Below are 19,219 nucleotides of genomic sequence, written 5' to 3'. Positions count from 1 at the left end.
TGGGAACTGCTCCCGGGGAAGGCCGGATGGACGGCAAGGACAAGCCGGGAGTCCAAAACTTGGGGCGTCGGGTCTGGTGGGTGATCCGGCGCCCCATTCCCCTGTCCGGGACGAGCCGGTCCACATGGAGCCCCCGGAGGGAGTCGAACCCTCGACCCTTCGCTTACAAGGCGAATGCTCTGGCCGCTGAGCTACGGAGGCGTGCCGGTTGGTCAACCTGCGTTGACCCGATCTGCAAGGGCCCAACGTGCCAGGGCCCAGGCTGCGGGCACCATTGTGCCTGCCGGGCCATTCTGCCCGCCAGCCGCGTCCGGCGCGAACCGGCGACGGGGGACTAGATCGCCTCGTGGAGACCGGGGGCCGCCAGGAATGCCAGGCAACTTCCCTTGAGGGTGACGTCCTCGCCGGCGTCGAAGAAGGCCGACTGGCCCTGCACGAGTTCGGCCTTGTGCTGGCCCCGGGCGTCCATCACGTCAACATGGCCCTCGATCACCAGCAGGATGCGCGACATCTGCTGGGCGGGCAGGGTCACCGTGCGGTCGGGCGACAATTCGGCGCGCCACAGGGCGAACTGCTCGTCGGGCGTCTGGTAGCGGGCCAGGCCACCACCGACGGGGGTCGGGGTGATGATCTGCGGCGTGCTCGGGCTGAAGTCCAGCAGGTCCACCAGGGCCTTCACGTCAATGTGCTTGTGGGTCAGCCCGCCCCGCACCACGTTGTCGGAGCTTGCCATGATCTCGATTCCGGTGCCCTGCACGTAGGCGTGCAGCACATCGGCCTGCACCCGCAGTCCCTGCCCCGGCTTCAGCGTGAAGTGGTTCAGCAGCAGGGCCGCGAGGATGCCCGGGTCGCTGGGGTAGAACTCGTCGAGGCGCAGTGCCAGGCGGGCGAAGTCGCCGAGCGGCGACTTGTCGTGCTCATGGGGCAGCGCCGCGGCGAGCACCCCGTTCACCATGGCCTTGTGCTCGTCGTCGGGACACAGGCATTCGAGGAACACCTCGGCCAGGCCCGCCTCGGCGCCGCGGTGGCGCAGCGGGCCGATCAACGATTCCAGGGGTTCGCGCGGCTGCAGCTCGTCGAACAGGGCCACGGTGCGCTTGGGATCACGGAAGCCGGCCAGCGCCTCGAAGGGGCTCAGCGCCACCAGCACCTCCGGCTTGGGCCAGGTGTCCTTGAAGGTGCGCTTCGGGTCGTCCACCGGCACCCCGCGTGCTTCCTCGGCGGCGAATCCGGCCTCGGCCTGTTCCGCGGAGGGATGTGCCTGCAGGCTCAGTGGCTGGGCGGCGGCGAGGATCTTCATCAGGAAGGGCAGCTTGCCGCCGAAGCGCTCATTCACCGGGCCGCCCAACAACTGCGGTTCATCGGCCAGTAGCCGGTCCAGGGTGGTGCCGTCCACCTTGGCAGGTGCGGAGTCGTGCGCGCCCAGCCAGTACTCGGCCTGCGGCGTCTCATCGGGCACGGTGCCGAGGATGGCTGGAATGGCTGTGGGTGATCCCCAGGCGTAGTTCTTCACGATGCCTGTCAGAGATCGCATGCTCTTCCTTCTCTCAGGTCCTGCGTTTCCAGGTCCTGCTTTCGGGCCTTCTGTGGCGATGTCGTGCTCCGCGATGGCCGCACCCCTCACCGGTCCGGCGCTGTCCATCATGTCAGTTGGAGGCCCCGGCCGGGCAATATCCCCAGCCGCCGCCGCGGGCCGTGTCGCCGGTTCCACAGGCTTTCAGACCATGGGCGGTGAGTCGTTAGACTGCGGGTATGCCCCAGGTAGCACACGACGCGCAGAGCGGCCCCGAGTTGTCGCCGCGCGACATCGCGATCCTCGACTTCGAGAAGACCTGGTGGAAGTCACGCGTCTCCAAGGAGCAGGAGATCCGGGAACGCTTCGACCTGTCGACCCCGCGCTATTACCTGATCCTGAACTCGCTGATCGACCGTCCCGAGGCCCTGGCCCACGATCCGCTGTTGGTGAAGCGACTGCGTCGCCTGCGTGAGCAGCGCCAACGGGAGCGGTCGGCGCACCGGCTGCACAAGGCCTAGCGCCCCCGGGGCAGTGATTGCCCTTGTCGACGCCGCAACGGCGGTGCAACGGGCCCTCGTCCCGACGTTCGGGCGTCCCCCGAAGTGCCTGCGGGGCCATCCATGGTTGAGTCGGGGCGGCTCAAGTCCACGTCAGACCTTTGCACTCGCTTCGGTCGAGTGCTAAAAATGGTGTTAGCACTCGGCGTGGCTGAGTGCCACGCAGGGAATCGAGGGTGAGGCCGGAAACCGGTCGTCCGTCGCGGGCACCATCATTCCCCTCCGACAAGTACCCGGGGGCCGTTGGCCCTCGCCAACATACGAAGCGCCGGCAGTCTGCGGCGCGGGAGGATTCCCACCAACAATGGCAAAGCTTATTGAATTCGACAGCGAGGCCCGCCGCGGCCTTGAAGAGGGCATGAACACCCTCGCAGACGCGGTCAAGGTGACGCTCGGCCCCAAGGGTCGCAATGTCGTGTTGGAGAAGTCGTGGGGCGCCCCCACCATCACCAACGACGGCGTCTCGATCGCCAAGGAGATCGAGCTTGCTGACCCCTACCACAAGATCGGCGCTGAGCTGGTCAAGGAGGTCGCCAAGAAGACTGACGACGTCGCCGGCGACGGCACCACCACCGCAACGGTCCTGGCACAGGCAATGGTCCGCGAGGGCCTGCGCAATGTCACGGCCGGTGCCAACCCCATCGAGCTGAAGCGTGGCATTGAGAAGGCCACCGAGGCCATCAGCAAGCAGCTGAGCGCGATGGCCATTGACGTCGAGACGCGCGAGCAGATCGCCCAGACCGCGTCGATCTCCGCTGGCGATGAGTCCGTCGGCGAGCAGATCGCCGAGGCCATGGACAAGGTCGGCAAGGAAGGCGTCATCACCGTCGAGGATTCGAACACCTTCGGCCTGGAGCTCGAGCTCACCGAGGGCATGAACTTCGACAAGGGCTACATCAGCCCCTACTTCGTCACCGACACCGAGCGCATGGAAGCCGTGCTCGACGATCCCTACATCCTGATCGTCGACGGCAAGGTCAGCTCGTTGAAGGACCTGCTGCCCATCCTTGAGAAGGTGCAGCAGACGGGCAAGGCGCTCCTGGTGATCGCCGAGGACGTCGATGGTGAGGCCCTGGCCGGCCTGATCGTCAACAAGATCCGTGGCACCTTCAAGAGCGTCGCCGTCAAGGCCCCCGCCTTCGGTGACCGTCGCAAGGCCATGCTCGGCGACATCGCCACCCTCACCGGTGGCCAGGTCGTTTCCGAGACCGTGGGCCTGTCGCTCGACACCCTGCCCGTGGAAATGCTCGGGCGTGCCCGCAGCATCACCGTGAGCAAGGACGCCACCACCATCGTCGATGGCGCTGGCGACAAGGACCAGATCCAGGGCCGCATCAAGCAGATCCGCAACGAAATCGAGAACTCTGATTCCGATTACGACCGCGAGAAGCTGCAGGAGCGCCTGGCGAAGCTGGCCGGCGGCGTGGCCGTCATCAAGGTCGGCGCAGCCACCGAGGTCGAGGCCTCCGAGCTGAAGCACCGCATCGAGGATGCCGTGCGCAACGCCAAGGCTGCCGTCGAAGAGGGCATCCTTCCCGGCGGCGGCGTGGCCCTGATCCAGGCGGCCAAGGCCGCCACGCTCGAGGGCCTCACGGCTGACGAGCAGATCGGTGCCGAGATCGTCTTCACCTCTGCCGAGGCTCCGCTGAAGCAGATTGCCACCAATGCCGGCCTCGAGGGCGGCGTCGTGGCAGAGAAGGTGAAGGGCCTCAAGCCCGGCGAGGGCCTGAACGCGGCTACCGGCGAGTACGAGGACCTGGTGAAGGCCGGCGTCATCGATCCGGCCAAGGTCACCCGCTCCGCGCTGGTGAATGCCTCGTCGATCGCCGGACTGTTCCTCACCACTGAGGCAGTCATCGCCATCAAGCCCGAGCCGAAGCCTGCTGCTCCGGCCGGCGCTGGTGACGAGATGGGCGGCATGTACTGATAGACGGTATGTGCAGGTAGCTGCATGGACAGGTGACAGGTCGGTTGCACGGATGGTGGATACCCACCAGATGGTGACAACGCCCTCGCCCCCGACATGCGGGCTACATCGCATCACCTGAACGACGAGTGCACGCGTGGTTGGTGCACGACAAGCGGTGGGGTCGGCTCTTCGGAGTCGGCCCCACCGCTTTGTCGTGGGCCGGTCTTGTCAGAGGACCTAGCCTTCGGGGTCCGCTAGTTGTGGGGGATCCCGCGAGGAGGTGTCCGGGGCCGGCTGTGCCCGGGGACCCTGTCTTGTCCGTGGGAGCGTCCCGTCCGGGGGCTGTCGTGCCTCGGCGACCGTCTTCCACCTGCACCTGCTCCTATAGGAGGCCCTGCGTTACTGACCACCGCGTTGTGGACGGCATCACCGCCTGAGTCGGTGCTCCGCCGGATCCACCGCGCGGCGCGACAGCTACGACCATCTCAGGGCTCGCCCCTCACTCAACGCCACAACGTGTCCGGAGAGAACACGCTGGGACACCCGTGTTGGTCTCCACCGGCGCGGGGACGTGCCGGGCAGGGAGTCAGCGCACCTTCCCCCAGGGAGGGGACGCCACAGCCGGTAGGGGCCGCGCACTCCCCATGCCAGCAGGGACGGGCAGAAGCGCGCTCGCCCTTGTGGGTCGCCGCGCGCCCCGGGCCACCCTGGTGTGGCTCTGTTCCCGCAGACCGCATGCGGGGGCAGAGGCAGGGGCAGACAGCAGGTAGCGGCCAGTAGGGGGGGTGGACGCGGGAAGGGAGCCCCCGCGAGCGATCGTCCCAGGGCCGTTCGGAGGGGGTGGGACCTCTCATTTGACATCTGCTGCAGGAGCACGTAATGTTGTCCGAGCTGCCGCAGGGTGGTTCACAACTCAACAAAGGGCCTGAATCAAGGGCTGAGTGCCAAGTGCATAAAGCCTGAGAATTGAGCCCGACAAAGACGGTTCACCGGATTTGATTTGTTGGTGTGAATGCTCTACGATAGTTAAGTCACCTCGAGTTGGTGCCTGAAGGAAGTTTTTGGGTGTTGGTTCGTGTGTGTCCGTTTCTTGAGAACTCAACAGCGTGTCTTTTTATAGTCAATGATTTTATTTTGTTTCCGTGATCGTTGATGGTCCTGCTTTGGTGGGATTGTTGATGGTTTTGGATTCCTTTGTAGTTTGTATTATTTGATTGAGTCCAGTTTTTGGGCTTGGTCAGGTTCTACTTTTTGTTGACGGTTTCTGCTGTGGTCCTGTCCTTTTGGGGTGGGGTTGTGGTTGTGCCGATATTTTTTCAACGGAGAGTTTGATCCTGGCTCAGGACGAACGCTGGCGGCGTGCTTAACACATGCAAGTCGGACGGTAAGGCCCCTTTCGGGGGGTACACGAGTGGCGAACGGGTGAGTAACACGTGAGGAACGTGCCCTTGACTTCGGTATAGCTCCAGGAAACTGGTGGTAATCCCGAATATGAGCCTGGCCTGCATGGGTCGGGTTGGAAAGCTTTATGCGGTCAGGGATCGTCTCGCGGCCTATCAGCTTGTTGGTGGGGTAATGGCCTACCAAGGCAGCGACGGGTAGCCGGCCTGAGAGGGTGACCGGCCACATTGGGACTGAGATACGGCCCAGACTCCTACGGGAGGCAGCAGTGGGGAATATTGCACAATGGGCGCAAGCCTGATGCAGCAACGCCGCGTGCGGGATGACGGCCTTCGGGTTGTAAACCGCTTTCATCCATGACGAAGCGCAAGTGACGGTAGTGGGAGAAGAAGCACCGGCTAACTACGTGCCAGCAGCCGCGGTGATACGTAGGGTGCGAGCGTTGTCCGGAATTATTGGGCGTAAAGAGCTTGTAGGCGGTTGATCACGTCGGAAGTGAAATTCCAGGGCTTAACTCTGGGCTTGCTTTCGATACGGGTTGACTTGAGGAATGTAGGGGAGAATGGAACTCTCGGTGGAGCGGTGGAATGCGCAGATATCGGGAAGAACACCAGTGGCGAAGGCGGTTCTCTGGACATTTCCTGACGCTGAGAAGCGAAAGCGTGGGGAGCAAACAGGCTTAGATACCCTGGTAGTCCACGCCGTAAACGGTGGGTACTAGGTGTGGGTCCCTTCCACGGGGTCCGTGCCGTAGCTAACGCATTAAGTACCCCGCCTGGGGAGTACGGCCGCAAGGCTAAAACTCAAAGGAATTGACGGGGCCCCGCACAAGCGGCGGAGCATGCGGATTAATTCGATGCAACGCGAAGAACCTTACCTGGGTTTGACATGTACTGGAAGCGTTCAGAGATGGGCGTGCCTTTTTGGCTGGTACACAGGTGGTGCATGGCTGTCGTCAGCTCGTGTCGTGAGATGTTGGGTTAAGTCCCGCAACGAGCGCAACCCTCGTCCAATGTTGCCAGCAGTTCGGCTGGGGACTCATTGGAGACCGCCGGGGCCAACTCGGAGGAAGGTGGGGATGAGGTCAAGTCATCATGCCCCTTATGTCCAGGGCTTCACGCATGCTACAATGGCCGGTACAAAGAGTTGCGAGCCTGTGAGGGTGAGCGAATCTCAGAAAGCCGGTCTCAGTTCGGATTGGGGTCTGCAACTCGACCCCATGAAGTCGGAGTCGCTAGTAATCGCAGATCAGCAACGCTGCGGTGAATACGTTCCCGGGGCTTGTACACACCGCCCGTCAAGTCATGAAAGTCGGTAACACCCGAAGCCGGTGGCCCAACCTTTTGGGGGGAGCCGTCGAAGGTGGGACTGGTGATTAGGACTAAGTCGTAACAAGGTAGCCGTACCGGAAGGTGCGGCTGGATCACCTCCTTTCTAAGGAGCCTTTTCGCCATCGTGCGTTTCGTGGGCTGTGTCCTGCGGCGTTGGTGGTGGAGGTTGTGGAGCATTGACCGTAGATTGTCGGCTGGTTTCTGTTTGTTAGTACTGCTGGTGCCCTGTTGGGGTGTTGGTGTGGAACGCGGGTGGGGGTTGGTTGGTGGTCGTGGGAGGCACGTTGTTGGGTCCTGAGGGATCGGCCATGTTTGTGGCTGGTTTTTCGGTGTGGCCAGGTGGTTGTTCCCCGTGTTTGGGGGGTGGCTGGTTGGGTCCGCCCGTATGTTGAGAACTTCACAGTGGACGCGAGCATCTTTGTAGTTTTTTATGAGTTTTGTGTGACAAGCTACTAAGTGCGATCGGTGGATGCCTAGGCACCAAGAGCCGATGAAGGACGTTGTAACCTGCGATAAGCCCTGGGGAGCTGGTAAACGAGCTTTGATCCGGGGATGTCCGAATGGGGAAACCTCGAAGGTGACCAGTTTAGCTACTGGCGACCGCCGCCTGAATGTATAGGGCGGTTGGAGGGAACGTGGGGAAGTGAAACATCTTAGTACCCACAGGAAGAGAAAACAACCGTGATTCCGTGAGTAGTGGCGAGCGAAAGCGGAAGAGGCCAAACCGTATGTGTGTGATAGCCGGCAGGTGTTGCATGTGCGGGGTTGTGGGAAGCGTTTTGACTGAACTGCCGTGAGGTCGGAGAGTGATAAAGGATTGATGAAGCAGAAGCGTCTGGGAAGGCGCGGCATAGATGGTGATACCCCTGTATGCGTAAGTTGATCTCTCTCTTAATGTTTTCCCAAGTAGTACGGAACCCCTGAAATTCCGTACGAATCTGGCGGGACCACCCGTTAAGCCTAAATACTCCTTGGTGACCGATAGCGGACAAGTACCGTGAGGGAAAGGTGAAAAGTACCCCGGGAGGGGAGTGAAATAGTACCTGAAACCGATCGCATACAATCCGTCGGAGCCTGCCCTTGTGGTGGGTGACGGCGTGCCTTTTGAAGAATGAGCCTGCGAGTTAGTGGTGTGTGGCGAGGTTAACCCGTGTGGGGAAGCCGTAGCGAAAGCGAGTCCGAATAGGGCGTTTGAGTCGCATGCTCTAGACCCGAAGCGGTGTGATCTATCCATGGCCAGGGTGAAGCGACGGTAAGACGTCGTGGAGGCCCGAACCCACCAGGGTTGCAAACCTGGGGGATGAGCTGTGGATAGGGGTGAAAGGCCAATCAAACACCGTGATAGCTGGTTCTCCCCGAAATGCATTTAGGTGCAGCGTCATGTGTTTCTTGTCGGAGGTAGAGCACTGGATGGTCTAGGGGGCTTACCAGCTTACCGAAATCAGCCAAACTCCGAATGCCGACAAGTGAGAGCATGGCAGTGAGACGGCGGGGGATAAGCTTCGTCGTCGAGAGGGAAACAGCCCAGATCATCAGCTAAGGCCCCTAAGTGGTGACTAAGTGGAAAAGGACGTGGAGTTGCGGAGACAACCAGGAGGTTGGCTTGGAAGCAGCCATCCTTGAAAGAGTGCGTAATAGCTCACTGGTCAAGTGATTCTGCACCGACAATTTAGCGGGGCTCAAGTCATCCGCCGAAGCTGTGGCATCTACGCGTGTATCCGGCATCCTTTGGGGTGTCCAGGTGCGTGGATGGGTAGGGGAGCGTTGTGTGTGCGTTGAAGCGGCGGGGTGACCCGGTCGTGGAGTGCACGCAAGTGAGAATGCAGGCATGAGTAGCGTATGACGGGTGAGAAACCCGTCCGCCGAATATCCAAGGGTTCCAGGGTCAAGCTAATCTGCCCTGGGTGAGTCGGGTCCTAAGGCGAGGCCGACAGGCGTAGTCGATGGACAACGGGTTGATATTCCCGTACCGGCGCGAGAACGATCCTGCCGAGGTGAGTGATGCTAAGCATGCAAGGCGGTCGTGGGGGCTTCGGTTCCCTGATCGTTGAGTCTGTAACCCGATCTTGTAGTAGGCAAGCTGCGGAGGGACGCAGGAAGGTAGTCTGGCACCGTATTGGTTTGCGGTGTTAAGCCTGTAGGGTGTCTGGCCAGGTAAATCCGGTCGGACGTGTGCCTGAGAGGTGATGAGTGGTGCCACTTTTGTGGTACGTATCCGGATGATCCTATGCTGCCTAGAAAATCTTCGTGAGCGAGTTCTCGAGCTGCCCGTACCCCAAACCGACACTGGTGGATAGGTAGAGAATACCAAGGCGATCGAGATAATCATGGTGAAGGAACTCGGCAAAATCCTCCCGTAACTTCGGAATAAGGGAGACTGGAGGCGTGACGGCAGTTTACTTGTCGGTGCGTCGATAGTCGCAGAGAATAGGCCCAAGCGACTGCTTACTAAAAGCACAGGTCCGTGCTAAGTCGAAAGACGATGTATACGGACTGACTCCTGCCCGGTGCTGGAAGGTTAAGGGGACGTGTTAGCACTTTTGTGCGAGGCACTGAACTTAAGCCCCAGTAAACGGCGGTGGTAACTATAACCATCCTAAGGTAGCGAAATTCCTTGTCGGGTAAGTTCCGACCTGCACGAATGGAGTAACGACTTGGGCGCTGTCTCCACCATGAACTCGGCGAAATTGCATTACGAGTAAAGATGCTCGTTACGCGCAGCAGGACGGAAAGACCCCGGGACCTTTACTATAGTTTGGTATTGGTGATCGGTACGACTTGTGTAGGATAGGTGGGAGACTTTGAAGCGGTCACGCTAGTGATTGTGGAGTCATTGTTGAAATACCACTCTGGTCGTTCTGGTTATCTAACCTAGGTCCGTGATCCGGATCAGGGACAGTGCCTGATGGGTAGTTTGACTGGGGCGGTCGCCTCCCAAAAGGTAACGGAGGCGCCCAAAGGTTCCCTCAGCCTGGTTGGTAATCAGGTGTTGAGTGTAAGTGCACAAGGGAGCTTGACTGTGAGACAGACATGTCGAGCAGGGACGAAAGTCGGGACTAGTGATCTTCTGGTGGATTGTGGAATCGCCAGAACTCAACGGATAAAAGGTACCCCGGGGATAACAGGCTGATCTTTCCCGAGCGCTCACAGCGACGGAATGGTTTGGCACCTCGATGTCGGCTCGTCGCATCCTGGGGCTGGAGTCGGTCCCAAGGGTTGGGCTGTTCGCCCATTAAAGCGGCACGCGAGCTGGGTTAAGAACGTCGTGAGACAGTTCGGTCCCTATCCGCTGCGCGCGTAGGAATCTTGAGAAGGGCTGTCCTTAGTACGCAAGGACCGGGACGGACCAACCTCTGGTGTGCCAGTTGTTCCACCAGGAGCATGGCTGGTTGGCTACGTTGGGGAGTGATAACCGCTGAAAGCATCTAAGTGGGAAGCACGCTTCAAGATGAGGGTTCCTGCACAGTTAATGTGGTAAGGCCCCCGGTAGACCACCGGGTGATAGGTCGGATGTGGAAGCATGGTGACATGTGGAGCTGACCGATACTAAGTGGCCGAGGGCTTGTCCCACACTTTAATTCTTGTAGATTGTTGTGAAGAGTTTTGTTCGCGTCCACTGTGTCGTTCCCGGTATACGGTCGGGAACCTCCTGTTCATGCCGCCCTGTTGGGGTTGGTGTGGGGGGTTGTACACGTAGTAAGCCGATAGTTGTTTCGGTGGCCATAGCGAGAGGGAAACACCCGGTCCCATTCCGAACCCGGAAGTTAAGCCTTTCTACGCCGATGGTACTGCAGGCGGGAGCCTGTGGGAGACTAGGAAGCCGCCGGACTTTCAACTCCCTCCCACCCGATGGTGGGAGGGAGTTACTACATTCAGCACCTCTTCAGCGTGCAATCAATGCGGTGCCGTCAACACGGTGCAAGCGTTGCGTCCACTGTTTGTTTTCCCGGGACACCTCATACGAGGTCTTGTCCCGGGTTTTTTGCGTCCTGGGAGCGTTCACGTGCCCCGGACCCTCCTGCGGGGTTCGCCTACCGAGCGAGCATGGCCATGCGGATAGCCTTGCCCCATGGCATTGGAAGACGAGCATCCCCGCAGCTTCGTGACCGTTCCTGCGGAGCAGCGACCCATTCGGCACCGCACCGCCAGTCGCGTCCTGGTGATTGCCGACGACAAGGTCCTCCTCGAGGAGGACAGCGATCCCGGTAAGCCGGGTGTCGTCTGGTGGGTCACCCCGGGTGGTGGCGTCGGGCCCGGCGAGACCTATGAACAGGCGGCCGTGCGCGAACTCCAGGAGGAGACGGGCCTTGTGATCACCGAGAAGGACCTCGAGGGGCCCATTGGTGATCGCACCGTGCGCCATGGTTACTCGGATCAGGTCCTGATCCAGCACGAGCAGTTCTATATCGTGCGGACCGAGCCCTTCCGGACAAGCTCCAGTGGCTACACGGAGGAGGAGAAGATCACCCTCCAGGCCACGCGGTGGTTCACGCGAGAGGAACTGGCGACGGTCACGGTGTGGCCGAAGCAGCTCGTGCAGCTGTGGAAGTACCGGCCGGGCATCTACTTTGACATGGGCGTTGTCGAGGAGTCGACCGTTCCCCTCACCGACGCGCAGCGGTCCCAGTAGCCCCGAGGTCCACACGCCGGGCCGAGGCGGGTACACCTGCCGGGCAGGCCGGGGGTTCCGGCTCTGGGAATGGAGCTGTTCGGTTATCCACCATGTGGACGACACGCAGGCACCATGCTCGTCTTCGAGCGGAATCACGGGCCCCGATAACTGTGTGATTTGTGCGTGAAGGCCGATTCGGGGGCCGTTTGAGCGGCGCGCCGCACGGATAACAGCGTTCTATGCCACCGATAACACCAATAGTCCCCAAGTGCTTGACAGGACTCTTCGAAGCCTCTTTGAAGATGGCTCTGACTAGGGGAAACAGTCCTCAGTAGTCACCGCGAAGGAGCAGTGGCTCTGTTACTGTTCTAGCGGCTGGACGGGTAGTTCGATTGATGATGCTCTTGCCTCGGCATAGTGCGTCGCCAATCCTAGGGAACCCATCGAAGGCCATGAATTTTCCCAGAGGACATGGGTGTTCGAACATCCCGGCAGAGCTCTTGAAGGTCGGCCGTGCACCCTTGTCCAGGCTTGAAAGGAAACAAGTTGTCTGTTCGTAGGATTGCGGTGGCCACAGGTGCTGCGGCCGCCATGTTTGTGACGACGTTTGCGGGCATGGCGCCTGCGAATGCCAAGGAGGTGGCGTCCACTCACGAGGGGTACTGCACCTCAGCTGATGCGCCCGGCTCCAAGTCAGTGGTGGTTGACTTCACCTCCGTCGACAAGGCCAAGTGGGCTGACCCCGTTTTTTAGGTCCGGTGGTTCTGGGAGTCGTCCTGTCGCCCGTGGTTGCGGGCAGGGAGACTGGTCAGATCATGTCGAACAGCAGGAAGCGTCACACCCCGGAGCAGGTCGTCCGCAAGCTCGGGCAGGCCGACAGGATGCTCGCCGACGGCAGCGACATCGCCGCGGTGTGTCGGGAGCTTGGGATATCCGAGCAGACGTGTTACCGGTGGCGTAACCAGTACGGCGGACTGAAGGCCGACGACGCGAAGCGCCTCAGGGAGCTGGAGAAGCAGAACGCCACGCTCAAGCGGTTGCTGGCCGAAGCGGAGCTGGAGAAGGCTGCGCTCAAGGAGCTGGCCGAGGGAAACTTCTAGGCCCGGGCAGGCGCCGCGCCGCCGTCTCGCACCTGATCAGGACACTGCAGGTGAGCGAGCGGATGGCGTGCCGTCTGGCCGGGCTGAGCAGGTCCGCGTACCGTCGCCCGCTCAAGGGCGACACGGTCGCCGACCCTGATCGCGCGTTGCGAGACTGGCTGCGCGCGTGGGCGAAGAAGCATCCCCGCTACGGGTACCGGCGGGCGTATCACGACGCCCGGGGTGAGGGCTGGGCGGTCAACCACAAGAAGATCCAACGCCTCTGGCGAGCCGAAGGCCTCCGCGTCCCGCAGCGGCGACGCCGCAAGCGTGTCGGATCCTCGACCGTCGACGCCCCGGCGGCGGTCGCACCGAACCTCGTATGGGCGGTGGACTTCCAGTTCGACGCCGACGAGCGGGGCTGCCCGATCAAGATCTGCTCCATCGTCGACGAGCACACCCGCGAATGCATCGGCGGGCTCGTGGAGCGGTCGATCACCGCCGACCGGCTCACCGCCCACCTCGAAGAGCTCGTCGCCGTCCGCGGTGCACCGGGTGTGCTCCGCAGCGACAACGGGCCCGAGTTCATCAGCGACGCGATGGCCGACTGGGCGGGTACCCGCACCGGCCTGTTCTACATTCCGCCCGGCTCGCCCTGGCACAACGGATACGTCGAATCGTTCAACAGCCGCCTCCGCGACGAGTGCCTCAACATCAACAGCTTCTACTCACTGCTGCACGCTCAGGTCGTGATCGGCGACTGGAAGACCGAGTACAACCATCAGCGTCGGCACTCATCGCTCGGCTACCTACCCCCGGCCGAGTACGCTCGGCAGTGCACCCATCAAATCGAAACCGACGACTCACAGAGCGACCGGACCGAATGAAGGGGGCGGCCCACAAGGGCATCCAGACCAAGTGCGCAGTGAACCTGTCCGGTAAGGATGACGTCACTCGCGATGTCAGCCAGCTGTTGACGGATGCGGGTTTCTCGGCCGACACAACGGCCTTCCCGGCCACGACGGTCCAGGGCCTGCCCGCCAAGGCAGTGGACGGCGAGGGCTGGTTGGCCTTCACCGGTGAGCCCGGTACCAAGGAGTGGAGCCAGCTGAAGGCTGCACCTGCTTCGGTGACTGCCTCCGTGCTCGGCCTGGTCTATGGCGACAACACCGGTAGCGGGCCGGCCAAGGGACCTGCCGTTGACCTGTCGACGTGGAAGACCGCCGCCCCTGTGGTGGTCGCCGGATCCCTGGACAAGAGCGTCCCCAGGGGTTCGACCGCCGTTGGCCTCGACTTCTCCGTGACGGCTCAGTCGAGTGCAACGTCGACTGACCAGCCGACCAAGGTTGAGTACAAGCTCGACAATGGCGACGAAGAGGGCACTTGGACCGCAGTGCCGAAGGCTGGCGTGTGGGACGGAACCAGTGCTTGGACCTACAAGTGGAGCCAGGCGAATGCCGCTTCGGGCATCGACACGGCGACCTACCGCGTCACCAATGCCGACGGCCTGGTGACCACCAGCAAGCCCACCGAGCAGGCCGTTGTTGCTGGCCCGGTGGCGATTGCCCAGCAGCCTACTGATGTGACGGCTGCCCCCGGCGGCAATGCCGTGTTCACCGTGAAGACCACGGGAACCGGTGTGGATGGCGCCGCGGTTGCTTACCAGTGGCAGTCCCAGGACAAGGTGACCGGCGAGTGGGCCGACGTCACCGGTGCCACGAAGTCGAGCTACACCGTGCGTCAGGTGACCGAGGACCAGGACGGCACGCTCTACCGCGTGGTCGTCACCGGTGCCGATTCCCAGGGCAAGGAAGCCTCCTTGTACTCCAGCTCGGCGAAGTTGACTGTTGCTGAGGTGCCGGTTGCGACCGCGACCTTCGTGGACGTCCCCAAGGGCAACGAGTTCTTCAAGGAGATCGAGTGGCTCGCCGGCGAGGGTATTTCGACTGGTTGGGTGCTGCCTGATGGCACCAAGGAGTACCGTCCGCTGGATTCGATCCACCGTGATGCGATGGCAGCGTTCATGTACCGTCTGGCCGGTAGCCCGGCCTACACGCCACCTGCTACCTCGCCGTTCTCCGATGTGGCGACCTCCAACCAGTTCTACAAGGAGATCTCCTGGCTGGCCTCGACCGGTATCACCACCGGTTACGGTGACGGAACCTTCCGTCCCCTGGACAACGTGAACCGCGATGCCATGGCTGCCTTCATGTACCGCTTCAAGGGCAACCCGGCCTACACCGCTCCGGCGACCTCGCCGTTCAACGATGTGGCCACCAGCCAGCAGTTCTACAAGGAAATGGCCTGGCTGTCCGATGAGGGCATCTCCACTGGTTGGGAAGACGGCACCTACCGTCCCGTGACCCCGGTCGCGCGCGACGCCATGGCTGCCTTCATCTACCGCCTGCAGGGCAACTGAACAACTGAAAACTGAAGGCACTTCGTGAGCGAGGAGTCTTCGGCCTGAACAACACGGTAGGCCCGGAACACATGTTCCGGGCCTACCGTGTTGTTTGCCCACCGGGTTTGTGTCTGCTCGCGTCTCTTCGCCGCCCGTGTCGTGGGGCCAGCGCGGCGCGCGTGGGGCGGCCGGGGGAGTTGTGGTCCGCAGTCACTGGATGTCGAGTTTTGCGCCACGTCGAGGAAAATCAACATATGTTGCATTGTCGCGGTGTTATCCACAATCGCCGCGCATAATCACGTCCTGTGATTGCGCTGTGTTAACCTGCCCACGACCGGAGGCTGTGATCAGCGCCCAGGTGCCGCGCGGAAGCGCAGTGCTGGGCGAGGGATTGCCAAGGGTCACTTGATTTCACCGGGTCGTGGTCCACACACAGACGGCTGAAACAGCCCCCCGCTGGTTCGCGTGCTTGGTATCCACTCAGGAAGGGAAACAAGTTGTCCGTTCGCAGAATCACGGTGGCCACGGCCGCCGCAGCCACCCTGGTGATCAGCTCACTGGGCGTCACGGCGTCGGCAGGCGCCGACACGGTCAAGGGCCATGACGGCCCCTGCACCACCTACGAGCTGTCCAACGGGGCCGTCCCGGTGGCCGTCGACCAGCAGGATGGGTCAGGGCGCGCTGCAGGTGCTCTACCGTGCCGGGTTCAATCCGTCATCCACCGGGGGCACTGACGCGCCCACGAGCATCAACGGGTTCCCCCACGGCGCGCAGACCGGATACACATGGCTGCACTACACCGGCATCGCCGGGGCCAACTGGACGCAGTCAGACATCAGCAACTCCACCCATGCCCCGGTGGAGGGCTGGTCATATGTGAAGACCGGCGAGCAGAAGGCGCCGGGCATCGGGCCCACCTTCTCCGACGTCACCCCACCGGCCGTCACCGATGTCACGGTGGCCGATGTCAAGGCGGGCTCCACCAGCACCACTGCGAGCTTCAAGACCGACGACCCACAATCGCGCGGCATCTGGAAGCTCGACGACAACGGTGCCTGGTTCGACCTGCCCTTCATCAGCGGACCGGACAATCTGCGCACCTGGACGATCAAGGACCTGACGCCCGGCGTCCACACGCTCTACATCCGCATCTGGGACCTGGCCAACAACAACACCAACACCTGGGAGAGCCACGATGGCACCCAGTTCAAGGTGTTCGGTGCCCCGACGATCACCCAGCAGCCCTTCTCACCGACCACCTCGGTGGGCCAGGACGCCAGCTTCACCGCCAAGGCGACCGGCTACCCCGATCCCACCTACCAGTGGCAGCGTATGGATGGCCAGGGCCACTGGGTCAATGTTGATGGTGGAGACCAGGCGACCCTGACCGTCACCAACGCCACGATGGCGATGGACCAGGGCAAGTACCGGGTGCAGGCGACCAATGACTATGGCACCGCTGATTCCGACGTGGTGACGCTGTACGTGTGGGCACATCCCCAGAGTCAGTACTTCGTCGACGTTCCCGGCGACAACATGTACTACACGCAGATCAACTGGATGGGCACCTCCGGCTATGCCACCGGCTGGCAGGTCGCCGGGGGACACGAATACCGTCCCCTGGAATCGATCCACCGCGACGCCTTCGCCGCGTTCATGTACCGGCTGGCGGGCAGCCCCGACTACACGGCACCCACCACGTCACCGTTCAGCGACATGGCGCCCAGCGATGAGTACTACAAGGAGATCTGCTGGCTCCAGTCGAAGGGGATCGCCACCGGCTATGACGATGGCACCTTCCGTCCGCTCGACGACGTGAATCGCGACGCGATGGCCGCCTTCCTCTACCGGTTCAACGCCAGCCCCGACTTCACGGCGCCCACGACCTCGCCGTTCCGTGACGTGACCACGGGCCAGCAGTTCTACAAGGAGATGGCCTGGCTGTCTGACAAGGGGATCTCCACCGGCTGGCCCGACGGCACCTACCGTCCGGTCACCCCGGTGGCACGCGACGCGATGGCCGCGTTCATCTACCGCATGAAGAACTGAACCACGATCCCGATGACGGTGTGGCGGTGGCAGGAGGATTGCCACCGCCACACCGTCATCCCATGGGTTGTTGTGTCCCGTGCGTTGTCGTGCTCAGTGAGTTGTCAAATTCGGTGGCGTGACATGCACAATCCCGCAACAAATCGACCCGATGGGTCGGCGGGGATCCGCACCGAATTCGAGTGAGCGCCTGTATTCCTGTCAGAGGGCTGTGTTAGCCTCAAATCGGCTGGATTGCAGAGCATCGCCATGAGCCCGGTGGTCACCACCGATGGCGGCCAGCAGACCCGGCCGGACGTTTCGTATCCACACGGGGCTCGAATCACCATGCGAACCCTGTCGTTTCGCAACAGTTTCGCAAAATTTGTGTTTTTGCACCCCACATGAGAGGAAACACATGCTCACTCGCAAGAGAGTGGTTGCAGCGGGAGCTGCCGCCACCCTGTCCCTCACGGCGTTTGCCGGGTTGCAGCCCGCCAGCGCCGCCACCGGCCCCCATGGCGGTGCCTGCACCGATGCTGAGTCCGCAAACAGCATCACTGTCGTGGTCGACAACCATGACGGCACCCCGATCCAGCAGAGGTGCGCGGTGGATGTCGGCACGGTGAACTCGAGCAAGCTGCTCCCCGCGGCGGGCTACACGCAGAACGAGTGGCGGCCGCTGGAAGCCGGCCCCACGACGATCAATGACTATCCCAAGAGCTCCGATTTGTTCAAGGGTTGGCGCTACTTCACGGTTGACGGTGCCAGTGGCGCGTGGAAGCTCGTGGATACCCGAGTCGGGCTGGGTTTCATCGACGTGACGCCGGGCCAGACCGTGGCTTTCTCGTACACGAATGGCTACTTCAACCAGGCCGGCCCCTCGAAGACCGCCAATGAGCTGAACCCCGGACCAGTGCTGTCCAACCTGAAGGTGGCCGTGGCCGGAGCCAGTGCCACAGCGTCCTTCGTCGCTGATGACGCAACCGACACTGCGCAGTGGCAGCTTGATGGGGCCAAGGAATGGAATGACGGACCCGAGATCAAGGACGACAAGACTGCTAGCTGGTCGCTGGGTGAGGGCCTGACTGCTGGCAACCACACGGTGACCGTGAAGCTGACCAACAAGGCCGGCAAGAGCGCCCAGTTCAGCCAGTCCTTCACCATTCAGGCCGCGGCCGAACTGATCACAGCCCAGCCGCAGCCTGTGACGGCAGCACCTGGCACCGATGCCACCTTCACCGTGAAGACCATCGACGGCGGTGCCGGCCTGACCTTCCAGTGGCAGAAGCAGGATGCAGAGGGCAAGTGGCAGAACGTTGAAGGTGCCACGAGCGCCACGCTGGTGGTCCCCAAGGTGACCGCCGAGTAGGACGGCTCGAAGTACCAGGTGGTCGTGACCGACAAGAACAAGGGTCAGGAGACCTCGAAGACTGCGATTCTGACCGTCGCCGAGGCGGCAGAGCTGATCACTGCACAGCCGAAGTCGGTGACGGTGCAGGAGGGCTCACCTGCCAGCTTCACCGTGACCGCTGCGGGTGACAACCTCACCTACCAGTGGCAGGCCAAGGGCAACGACGGCACGTGGCAGGATGTTGCCGGTGCCACGAAGGCCACCCTGTCTGTGAGCCAGGCCACCAAGGAACTGAACGGTTCCCAGTACCAGGTGGTCGTGAAGAGCGGCGACAAGTCCGAGACATCCTCGGTGGTCACGCTCACAGTGACCGACAAGGCCGTGACGCAGTTCTTTGCGGATGTGCCGTTGAACAACCAGTTCTTCACTGAGATCAATTGGATGGGGACGTCTGGTTATTCGACTGGTTGGGTGCAGGCTGATGGTTCGCGTTTGTACATGCCGTTGGATGGTATCCATCGTGATGCGTTTGCGGCGTTCATGTACCGGATCTCGGGTGATACCGGCTATCAGGCTCCTGCGGTGTCGCCGTTCCGGGATATCACTCCTTCGACGATGTATTACAAGGAGATGTGCTGGTTGAGTTCGAAGGGCATTGCGACGGGTTGGCCTGATGGCACCTATCGTCCGTTGGACAATGTGAATCGTGATGCGATGGCTGCGTTCATGTACCGGTACAACGGGAGTCCGGCCTATCAGGCTCCCGGTTCTTCGCCGTTCTCTGATGTGGTGACGAGTCAGTTGTTCTACAAGGAGATGGCCTGGATGCAGTCGCAGGGTCTGTCGACGGGTTGGCCTGATGGCACCTATCGTCCGGTGACCGCGATTGCGCGTGATGCGATGGCCGCGTTCTTGTATCGCATGGAGAACCCCACGAAGTAACACCCACACCGCTGGGCAACCACCCAGCGCGACAGGAAACCAGCATGGCAAGAAGGTGGTGGCCGGGAAGTCCTCCCGGTCACCACCTT

At 61.8% G+C, this 19,219-nt stretch carries 9 protein-coding genes, 1 tRNA gene and 3 rRNA genes; 11 read left to right on the top strand and 2 right to left on the bottom strand.

Annotation, left to right across the window (positions count from 1 at the left end; translation table 11 throughout):
- Positions 1-125: 125 nt before the first annotated feature.
- Together RM25_RS08670 and manA are read right to left on the bottom strand one after the other, a co-directional pair.
- Positions 126-201: transfer RNA gene (locus tag RM25_RS08670), tRNA-Thr, on the bottom strand.
- A gap of 133 nt (positions 202-334) precedes the next feature.
- Positions 335-1,534, bottom strand: a complete 1,200-nt coding sequence (gene manA, locus RM25_RS08665) for a mannose-6-phosphate isomerase, class I (RefSeq protein WP_013161695.1) — start codon at positions 1,532-1,534, stop codon at positions 335-337.
- A gap of 218 nt (positions 1,535-1,752) precedes the next feature.
- On the opposite strand from manA, the gene RM25_RS08660 reads away from it, so the two are divergent.
- The 11 genes from RM25_RS08660 (at position 1,753) to RM25_RS13000 (ending at position 19,130) form a co-directional block, all read left to right on the top strand.
- On the top strand, positions 1,753-2,034 hold the full coding sequence (locus RM25_RS08660; RefSeq protein WP_013161694.1) for a DUF3263 domain-containing protein: 282 nt from the start codon (positions 1,753-1,755) through the stop codon (positions 2,032-2,034).
- A gap of 343 nt (positions 2,035-2,377) precedes the next feature.
- Positions 2,378-4,000 (top strand): chaperonin GroEL, encoded by a 1,623-nt coding sequence (gene groL / locus RM25_RS08655; protein ID WP_013161693.1) that lies wholly within the window; start codon positions 2,378-2,380, stop codon positions 3,998-4,000.
- A 1,298-nt stretch (positions 4,001-5,298) separates the two neighbouring features.
- Positions 5,299-6,817: ribosomal RNA gene (locus RM25_RS08650) — 16S ribosomal RNA — on the top strand.
- 339 nt (positions 6,818-7,156) lie between these two features.
- Positions 7,157-10,284 (top strand): 23S ribosomal RNA (locus tag RM25_RS08645).
- A gap of 142 nt (positions 10,285-10,426) precedes the next feature.
- Positions 10,427-10,543 (top strand): 5S ribosomal RNA (gene rrf, locus RM25_RS08640).
- The 16S, 23S and 5S rRNA genes sit together here, the layout of an rRNA operon.
- Positions 10,544-10,783: 240 nt before the next feature.
- Positions 10,784-11,344: an NUDIX hydrolase gene (locus RM25_RS08635; RefSeq protein WP_013161692.1), complete on the top strand. Its 561-nt coding sequence runs from the start codon at positions 10,784-10,786 to the stop codon at positions 11,342-11,344.
- A 797-nt stretch (positions 11,345-12,141) separates the two neighbouring features.
- Positions 12,142-13,292, top strand: a protein-coding gene (locus RM25_RS08625) for an IS3-like element ISPfr10 family transposase (RefSeq protein ID WP_144406058.1) whose coding sequence is annotated in 2 segments (ribosomal slippage) — positions 12,142-12,412 and positions 12,412-13,292 — 1,152 coding nt in all. Because the reading frame shifts where the segments join, the coding sequence is not laid out codon by codon here.
- Positions 13,289-14,824: an S-layer homology domain-containing protein gene (locus RM25_RS11980; RefSeq protein ID WP_052809171.1), complete on the top strand. Its 1,536-nt coding sequence runs from the start codon at positions 13,289-13,291 to the stop codon at positions 14,822-14,824. Before RM25_RS08625 ends, RM25_RS11980 begins: the two co-directional genes overlap by 4 nt.
- A gap of 648 nt (positions 14,825-15,472) precedes the next feature.
- Positions 15,473-16,855, top strand: coding sequence for an S-layer homology domain-containing protein (locus RM25_RS13005; RefSeq protein ID WP_013161689.1), 1,383 nt, complete (start codon positions 15,473-15,475; stop codon positions 16,853-16,855).
- Positions 16,856-17,252: 397 nt separating this feature from the next.
- Positions 17,253-18,206 carry a hypothetical protein gene (locus tag RM25_RS11970; protein ID WP_013161687.1) on the top strand — a complete coding sequence of 318 codons (954 nt, stop codon included), beginning with the start codon at positions 17,253-17,255 and terminating at the stop codon, positions 18,204-18,206.
- A gap of 24 nt (positions 18,207-18,230) precedes the next feature.
- Positions 18,231-19,130 carry an S-layer homology domain-containing protein gene (locus RM25_RS13000; RefSeq protein WP_196482686.1) on the top strand — a complete coding sequence of 300 codons (900 nt, stop codon included), beginning with the start codon at positions 18,231-18,233 and terminating at the stop codon, positions 19,128-19,130.
- Positions 19,131-19,219 lie beyond the last annotated feature (89 nt).

The sequence above is a fragment of the Propionibacterium freudenreichii subsp. freudenreichii genome, from assembly GCF_000940845.1.
Lineage (GTDB): Bacteria > Actinomycetota > Actinomycetes > Propionibacteriales > Propionibacteriaceae > Propionibacterium > Propionibacterium freudenreichii.
The sequence above is the reverse complement of the archived record's forward strand: the minus strand, read 5'-3'. Positions and strand labels throughout refer to the sequence as shown.

Bases quoted from the DNA above. Each gene is read 5' to 3' on its own strand.
- RM25_RS11970 (WP_013161687.1), top strand. From the start codon at position 17,253: ATGCTCACTCGCAAGAGAGTGGTTGCAGCGGGAGCTGCCGCCACCCTG.
- RM25_RS11980 (WP_052809171.1), top strand. From the start codon at position 13,289: ATGAAGGGGGCGGCCCACAAGGGCATCCAGACCAAGTGCGCAGTGAAC.
- RM25_RS08660 (WP_013161694.1), top strand. From the start codon at position 1,753: ATGCCCCAGGTAGCACACGACGCGCAGAGCGGCCCCGAGTTGTCGCCG.
- RM25_RS13005 (WP_013161689.1), top strand. From the start codon at position 15,473: ATGGGTCAGGGCGCGCTGCAGGTGCTCTACCGTGCCGGGTTCAATCCG.
- RM25_RS08635 (WP_013161692.1), top strand. From the start codon at position 10,784: ATGGCATTGGAAGACGAGCATCCCCGCAGCTTCGTGACCGTTCCTGCG.
- groL (WP_013161693.1), top strand. From the start codon at position 2,378: ATGGCAAAGCTTATTGAATTCGACAGCGAGGCCCGCCGCGGCCTTGAA.
- manA (WP_013161695.1), bottom strand. From the start codon at position 1,534: ATGCGATCTCTGACAGGCATCGTGAAGAACTACGCCTGGGGATCACCC.